Source organism: Streptomyces sp. CA2R106 (genome assembly GCF_037034245.1).
Classification (GTDB): Bacteria; Actinomycetota; Actinomycetes; order Streptomycetales; family Streptomycetaceae; genus Actinacidiphila.
Genome location: NZ_JBAGKC010000060.1, coordinates 1 through 8,722, shown reverse-complemented (window position 1 = coordinate 8,722; position 8,722 = coordinate 1). Strand labels below are relative to the sequence as shown.

Annotated in this window: 2 protein-coding genes; both read right to left on the bottom strand. The window is 74.5% G+C overall.

All coding sequences use genetic code 11. From position 1 onward, the window contains the following. Positions 1 to 5,844, bottom strand: a 5,844-nt coding sequence (locus WA788_RS34780; protein WP_443034144.1) for an SDR family NAD(P)-dependent oxidoreductase, incomplete at its 3' end; no start/stop codon positions are given. A 128-nt stretch (positions 5,845 to 5,972) separates the two neighbouring features. Then, positions 5,973 to 8,722, bottom strand: a 2,750-nt coding sequence (locus tag WA788_RS34775) for a type I polyketide synthase (protein WP_335984371.1), incomplete at its 5' end; no start/stop codon positions are given.

Below are 8,722 nucleotides of genomic sequence, written 5' to 3'. Positions count from 1 at the left end.
GAACTCCGCCACCGCATCCAGGAACCCACCTTCGCGGGAGTACGTCGTCCCCGCGTGGTCCGGGTCCGGGTGGAACAGCGCCTCCACATCCCAGCCCCGGTCCCCCGGGAAACCGGAGACGGCGTCGCCCCCGGCCAGCACCAGGTCCCACAGGTCCTCGGGAGAGTCGACACCCCCGGGGAAACGGCAGCCCATGCCCACAATCGCGATCGGCTCGTCGTGCGCCATGACGACGGTGCGGGCGGCACGCGCGGCCGGCTCCGCGTCCACGCCGACGAGGTCGGCCAGCAGGTGGGCGGCCAGGGCGGCCGAGGTCGGGTGGTCGAAGATGAGAGTGGCGGGCAGCCGCAGGCCGGTCGCGGCGGTCAGACGGTTGCGGAGTTCCACCGCGGTCAGCGAGTCGAAGCCCAGCTCCTTGAAGGACTGGGTGGCCCGTACCGCGTCCGGGGTGCTGTGGCCGAGGACCGCGGCGACCTCGCGGCGCACCAGGTCCTGGACGTGTGCGGTGCGTTCGGCCGGTGACCGGCCGGCCAGGTGCTCGGCCAGTCCGCCACCGGCTCCGTTCGTGCCCGGCGCGGGCCGTGTCGCGGCCTGCCGCCGTACGGTCGCCGGCACCAACGCCCGGAGCAGCGCGGGCAACGTCCCCGCCTGCGCCTGGGCCCGCAGCGCCGCCCGGCTGAGGCGTACGGGGACGAGCAGGCTCTCCCTCTCCGCGCTGCCGCCCGCTGCCAGCGCCCGGTCCAGCAGCGCCAGCCCTTCCGCCTCACTCAGCGCCTCCGCACCAAGCCGCGCGATACGTTTCTGGTCCGCCACACCCAGCCCGGCAGTCATCGCACTCTCCGCCCCGGCCCACAAACCCCACGCGAGGGACAACCCCGGTAGGCCCTCGGCACGCCGTGCCTGGGCGAGGGCGTCCAGGAAGGTGTTCGCGGACGCGTAGTTCGCCTGACCGGCGTTGCCGAACACACCCGCAGCGGAGGAGAACAGCACGAACGCCGACAGCTCCATGCCCCGGGTCAACTCATGCAGATTCCAGGCCGCGTCCACCTTCGGACGCAGCACCGTGTCAAAGCGCGCGTCGTCGAGTGAGTCCAGTACACCGTCGTCCAGTACGCCCGCCACGTGCACCACACCGGTGAGGCGGCGGTCCCGTAGGACCTCGGCCAGCGCATCCCGGTCCGCCGCATCACACGCCACCACCTCCACCACGGCACCCTGATCGCTCAACTCACGGCTCAACTCCGGCATACCTTCGGCTGCCAGGCCGCGACGACTCAGCAACACCAACTCCCGTACGCCCTGCGCCGCCGCCAGATGCCGCGCCACCACGGTGCCCAACGCACCCGACGCCCCCGTCACCAACACCGGACCGTCACCGAACGCCCGACCGCCCTCCTCCTCCGCCACCCGCGCCCGTGCGAGACGGGGCACGCGGATAACGCCATCCCGGACCGCCAACTGCGGCTCATCCGCCACCAGTCCAGCCGTCAGTACGTCAACGCCCACACCCACCGGCAGATCCGCCAGCACAAACCGCCCCGGATACTCCGCCTGCGCCACCCGCACCAAACCCCACACCGGCGCAGACCCCACCTCCACCAACTCCCCCGCGGACGCCGACACAGCCCCCCGCGTCACCACCACCAACCGCGACCCGGCGAGCCGCTCCTCACCCACCCACCGCCGCACCACACCCAACACCTCAGCCAACCGCGACCGCACCACCCCCGGCACCGCGCCACCACCCACCGGACCGCACTCCCACACCACCGTCCCCGGCACGTCATCACCCGACGCCAGCAATGCGTCCACATCGGCGTACAACCCACCCGCACCCACCACCACGAACGGACCCACCTCACCCCCACCCACCACCGGCACCCACTCCACCCCGAACAGCGCGTCGTCGCCCCCCGCCGACACCGCGGCCCCCATCGCCGCGACGAGCTGGTCCCGCGACATCTCCCGTACGTGCAGGGACTCGACCTCGGCCACCGGGGCGCCCGTCGGGTCGGCGGCGGTGACGGAGAAGCTGTCGGGCCCGGTCGGGGCGAGGCGGACGCGGAGCGCGGTGGCACCGACGGCGTGGAGGGAGACGCCGGACCAGGCGAACGGCAGCCGGGTGGCACCGTCGGCGGCGAGGGAGGTCAGGCCGATCGGGTGGAGGGCCGCGTCGAGCAGGGCCGGGTGGAGGCCGAACTCACCGACGGCGGAGCCCTGTTGGTCGGGCACGGCGACCTCGGCGAAGAGGTCGTCGCCGCGGCGCCAGGCGCGCAGCAGACCGCGGAAGGCGGGCCCGTAGGCGTAGCCGCGGTCGGCGAGGACGTCGTAGAAGCCGTCGAGGTTCACCGGTTCGGCGGCGGGCGGCGGCCAGGCGGTGAGTTCGTCGGACGGGGCCGGGGCGGGGGTCCCCGCGGTGAGCAGGCCGGTGGCGTGGCGGGTCCAGGCGCTGTCGGCGCTCTGCCCCTGCCCGGGGTGCCCGTCGGGCTGCGGCCGGGAGTAGATGTGGACCGGGCGCGCCCCGCGCTCGTCGGGTGCGCCGACGGTGACCTGCACCTGGAGCTGGGCGTGGTGCTGCCCGGCTGCGGTGTCCGCCGTACCCGTGGGCAGGAGCAGCGGTGCTTCGAGGGTGAGGTCGTCGACGCGGGTGCAGCCGACCTCGTCGCCCGCGCGCAGCGCCAGTTCCACCAGCGCGGTGCCCGGCGCCAGCGTCACGCCGCCGACGGCGTGGTCCGCCAGCCACGGCTGGGCCGCTACGGAGAGCCGGCCGGTGAGGAGGACGCCGTCGCCTTCCGCGAGGGCGACGGACGCACCGAGCAGCGGGTGGTGGGCCGCGCCGAGACCTGCGGCGGTCATGTCACCGGTGCCGGCGGGGGCGTCGAGCCAGTACCGCTGCCGCTGGAAGGCGTACGTGGGCAGGTCGACGCGCCGCGCGCCGAGCCCGTCGAGCACGGCCGCCCAGTCGACGGGCGTGCCGGCCGCGTGGAGCCGGGACACGGCGGTGAGCAGGGCGCGCTCCTCCGGTGCGGCCCGGCGGAGCACGGAGACGACGACGGCCGGGCCGCCCGGGTCCGCGGCGCCGCTCCTGTCCGCCCGGTCGGCCGGGTCCGGGGTGCCCGGTGCGTCCACCGTGCCCGGCACGTCGAGTGCGTCCTGCGCGTCCTGCGCGTCCACGGTCCGCTCGACCATGGGCAGGAGCGCGGCCGACGGGCCCACCTCCACGAACCTGCGCACGCCCTGCGCGTGCAGTTCCGCGACCGCGTCGGCGAAGCGGACGGTGGCGCGTACGTGCTCGACCCAGTACTCGGCGGTCCGCATCTGCTCCGGATCGGTGGTGCCGGTGACGGTCGACACGATCGGCAGGCTCGGCTCGTGGAAGTCCAGGCCCGCCACGACGGTCCGGAACTCCGCCGTCATCGGCTCCATCAGCGGCGAGTGGAAGGCGTGGCTGACCTTGAGCTGCTTGGTGCGGCGGCCGCGGGCCGCGAGCGCGTCGGCGATCGTGCGTACCGCCGGTTCCGCACCGGATACGACGACCGATCCGGGCGCGTTGACGGCGGCGAGGCCGGCCTCGTGCTCGTGTCCGGCGAGCAGCGGACGCACCTCGTCGGCGTCGGCTTCGACGGCCACCATGGCGCCCCCGGCGGGGAGCTGCTGCATGAGCCGGCCGCGCGCGGCGACCAGGGCGCACGCGTCCGCCAGGGAGAGGACCCCGGCGACATGGGCGGCGGCGATCTCGCCGACGGAGTGCCCGGCGAGCAGGTCGGGCCGTATGCCCCAGGACTCCACCAGCCGGAAGAGGGCGATCTCCAGGGCGAAGACGGCGGGTTGGGTGCGGCCGGTGGCGTCGAGCGCGGCGGCCGCGGGCGTGCCGGGCTCGGCGAACAGGGCGCCGTACAGCGGCTGTTCGAGCAGCGGGTCGAGTGCGGCGCACACCTCGTCGAGGGCCTGCCGGAACCGCGGGTAGCGGCGGTGGAGTTCGCGGCCCATGCCGGCCCACTGCGAGCCCTGGCCGGAGAAGAGGAAGGCGGTCGCGCCGGGTGCGGCCGTGCCTGTGACGCCGAGGGCCGTACCGTCGGCGGAGGCGGTGGTGCCCGTCTCACCCGGTATGGCGCCGGACTCGCCCGGTACACCGCCGGACTCACTCGATACGGCGCCGGATTCGCCCGATACGGCGCCGGTCTCGGCGAACCGGGCCACCGCGGCGAGGAGTTCGGCGCGGTCGGCGCCGAGTGCGACGAAGCGGTGGGTGAGCGCGGCGCGCGTGGTGCCGAGCGCGTGGGCGATGTCGGCGGCCGTGTGGTCGGGGTGGGCGAGGAGGTGGGCGTGCAACCGGGCCGCCTGGGCCCGTAGGGCCTCGGCGCTGCCGGCGGACAGCGGCCAGGGCAGCAACGCCGGTGCGACGGCCGACGTTTGGGCAGCGGGGCCGACCGGCGTCGTGTCTGCCACAGCCTCGTCCTGCTGCTCCGGTGCCTGCTCGATGATCACGTGCGCGTTGGTGCCGCTGACCCCGAACGATGACACCGCCGCACGGCGCGGCTCCCGGGTCTCGGGCCACGGGCGTGCCTGGTTCAGCAGCCGCACGGTGCCCGCCGACCAGTCGACCTGGTGTGACGGCTCGGCCGCGTGCAGCGTGCGGGGCAGCACGTCGGCGCGCAGCGCCATCACCATCTTGATGATCCCGCCGACCCCCGCCGCGGCCTGCGCGTGCCCGATGTTCGACTTCAACGACCCGAGCCACAGGGGCCGTTCGGGGGTCCGGCTCTGCCCGTACGTCGCCTGGAGCGCCTGCACCTCGATGGGGTCGCCCAGCGTCGTACCGGTGCCGTGGCCCTCCACCACGTCCACCTGTGCGGGGGTCAGCTGCGCGGCGGCCAGCGCCTGGCGGATCACCCGTTCCTGGGAGGGGCCGTTGGGCGCGGTCAGGCCGTTCGACGCGCCGTCCTGGTTGACCGCGCTGCCCCGCACCACGGCGAGCACCGGATGGCCCAGCCGCTGGGCGTCCGACAGCCGCTCCACCAGCAGCATCCCCACGCCCTCGGCCCACCCCGTGCCGTCCGCACCCGCACCGAACGCCTTGCAGCGGCCGTCCGGGGCCAGCCCGCGCTGGCGGCTGAACTCGACGAAGGTGTCCGGCGTGGACATCACGGTGACGCCGCCCGCGAGGGCGAGCGCGCACTCGCCCTGCCGCAGCGCCTGGATCGCCAGGTGCAGCGCGACCAGCGAGGACGAGCAGGCGGTGTCCACGGTCACCGCCGGGCCCTCGAGCCCGAAGGTGTAGGCGATCCGGCCCGTGGCGATGCTGCCCGCGCTGCCGTTGCCAACGTACCCCTCGACGCCCTTGGGCAGCGCGCCCGGGCCGGTGCCGAAGCGGCCGCCGTAGTCGTGGTACATCACCCCGGCGAAGACCCCGGTCCGGCTGCCGCGCAGGGTGGCCGGGTCGATGCCCGCCCGCTCGAACGCCTCCCACGACGCTTCCAGCAGCAGCCTCTGCTGCGGGTCCATCGCGAGCGCCTCACGCGGTGGGATGGTGAAGAACGCCGGGTCGAACTCGGCCGCCTCCCGCAGGAATCCGCCCTCGCGGGAGTACGTGGTGCCGGTGCTCGACGGGTCGGGGTCGTAGAGCGCGTCGATGTCCCAGCCGCGGTCCGCCGGCATGTCGCCGATCGCGTCGCGGCCCTCGGCGACCAGTTGCCACAGGTCCTCCGGCGACCCGACCCCGCCCGGGTAGCGGCAGGCCATGCCGACGATCGCGACGGGCTCGTGCCGGGCGGCCTCGGCCTGGCCGAGCCGGCGCCGGGCGTCGGCCAGGTCGGTCGTGACCCGCTTGAGGTAGTCGCGCAGCTTCTGCTCGTTGGACATCAGTCAGTCACCATTCGAGTCGTCGTCGGAGACGATCGGCGTACGTGGGGCGGGGGCGGGGACGGGGGTCGGCGCCATACCGGGTGTAGGGGTACGGCGCCGGGCGGGGCTCAGCCGAGTTCGTTGTCGATGAACGCGAAGATCTCGTCGTCCGTCGCCGCGTCGATCTGGTCGGCGACCTCCTCGGCCTCCGCCGGCCGGGCAGCGGCCTCGAAGCGGGCGGCCAGCGCGGCCAGGCGCTGCTGGATACCGGCGCTCTGCTCGTCGTTCGGGTCGACATCGGCCAACGCCTGCTCGATCCGGTCGAGTTCACCGAGCAGCCACTCCGGTCCGGCCGCCGGCAGGTCCGGGATCTGCGTCCGCAGGTGGCGCGCCAAGTCCGCGGACGTCGGGTGGTCGAAGACGACGGTGGCGGCCAGCTTCAACCCGGACGCGCCGTGCAGCCGGTTGCGCAGCTCCACCGCCGTGAGCGAGTCGAACCCGAGGTCCTTGAAGGCGCGTTCCGGTTCCACCGTCGCCGCCGACCGGTGGCCCAGCACCGCGGCGACCTCCGTACGCACCAGCGCCAGCAGATGCGCCGCCCGGCGGCCCTCGTTCATCCCCGCCAGCTGCTCGGCCAGCCCCGGACCGCCCTCCCGCGCCGCCCCGGCCGCGGCATGCCGCCGCACCCTGGCAGGCACCAGCGCGCGCAGCAACGCGGGTGTCTCCTCCGGCCGCCCGCGCAGGGCGGGGAGGTTGAGGCGTACGGGGACGAGCAGGCCGTCCGTCCCCGCGCCGCCGCCCGCACCTAGCGCCCGGTCCAGCAGAGCCAGCCCCTCCGCCTCGCTCAGCGCCTCCGCACCAAGCCGCGCGATACGTTTCTGGTCCGCCGCACCCAGCCCGGCGGTCATCGCACTCTCCGCCCCGGCCCACAGGCCCCAGGCCAGGGACAACCCCGGAAGACCCTCAGCACGGCGGGTCTGGGCGAGGGCGTCCAGGAAGACGTTCGCCGACGCGTAGTTGGCCTGACCGGCGTTGCCGAACACACCAGCGGCCGACGAGAACAGCACGAACGCCGACAGGTCCATGTCCCGGGTCAGCTCATGCAGATTCCAGGCCGCGTCCACCTTCGGGCGCAGGACCGTATCGAACCGGGACTCGTCCAACGCGTCCAGCACACCGTCGTCCAGTACGCCCGCGACGTGCACCACACCGGTGAGGCGGCGATCCCGCAGGGCCTCGGCCAGCGCATCCCGGTCCGCCGCGTCACACGCCACCACCTCCACCGCAGCACCCTGATCGCTCAACTCACGGCTCAACTCCGCCATGCCAGCCGCTGCCAGGCCGCGACGGCTCAGCAACACCAACTCACGGACGCCGTGCGCCACCACCAGATGCCGGGCAACTACGGAGCCCAACGCACCCGACGCCCCAGTCACCAACACCGGGCCGTCCCCGAATGCCGGGCCCTCCGACGCCGGAACCTCCGCCCGTGTCAGACGCGGCACCCGCACCACGCCATCCCGGACCGCCAACTGCGGCTCATCCGCCACCAGTCCAGCCGTCAGTACGTCAAGGCCCGCACCCACCGGCAGATCCGCCAGCACGAACCGCCCCGGGTACTCCGCCTGTGCCACCCGCACCAGACCCCACACCGGCGCAGACCCCACCTCCACCAACTCGCCGGCGGACACGGACACGGCGCCCCGAGTCACCACCACCAACCGCGACCCGGCGAGCCGCTCCTCGCCCACCCACCGCCGCACCACACCCAGCACCTCGGCCAGCCGCGACCGTACGGCCTCCGGAACGGCGCCGTCATCGGCCGGGCCGCACTCCCACACCACGGTCCCGGGTACGTCATCGCCCGACGCGAGCAACGCGTCCACATCGGCGTACGACCCACCCGCACCCACCACCGCGACCGGACCCGCCTCGGCCCCGCCCACCACCGGCACCCACTCCACCCCGAACAGCGCGTCCTCACCCCCCGCCGACGCCGCCGCCAACTGCTCCCGACTTACCTCACGCAACGCCAACGAACCCACCGACGCCACCGGCAACCCCACCTCGTCGAACAACTCCACCGCCACACCCCCACGCCCGTCCGGCGCAACCCGCACCCGCACCGCCACCGCACCCACCGCGTGCAGCGCCACATCCGCCCACGCGAACGGCAACCGCGTGCCCGAACCCGCGTCCGTGGAGGTGAAGTTCATGGACTGCAAGGCGGCGTCGAGCAGGGCCGGGTGCAGCCCGAAGGAGTCCGCGGTGTCCAGTGCCGTGTCCGGCAGGGCGACCTCGGCGAACACGTCGTCGCCGCGCCGCCACGCGCGGCGCAGGCCCTGAAAGGCGGGCCCATAGGCGTAACCGCGGTCCGCCAGGTCGGCGTAGAAGCCGTCCACGTCGAGCGCCTGGGCGTCCTGCGGCGGCCAGAGGTCGGGCAGCGCGGCGGGTGCGGGGTGCGCCTGGGGCGCGGTGAGTGCGCCGAGGGCGTGGCAGGACCAGGTCGTCCCGGCCGCGTCCTGCTCGGCGCGGGAGTGGATCTCGACGGTACGGCGCCCGGCGTCGTCCGCCTCGCCCACCGCAACCTGGATCTGCACGGCCCCGCTCGCCGGCAACACCAGCGGCGCCTGGAGCGTCAACTCCTCCACACGGCCGCACCCGACCTCGTCCCCTGCCCGCAGCGCCAGCTCCACCAGCGCGGCACCCGGGACGAGGACGGTGCCGTGGACCGCGTGGTCGGCCAGCCACGGATGAGCGGCGACCGAGAGGCTGCCGACGAACACCGTACGGTCGGCGCCGGCCAGCTCGACGGCCGCGCCGAGCAGCGGATGCCCGGCGCTCCGCAGTCCGGCCGCGGTGACGTCACCGGCAGCGG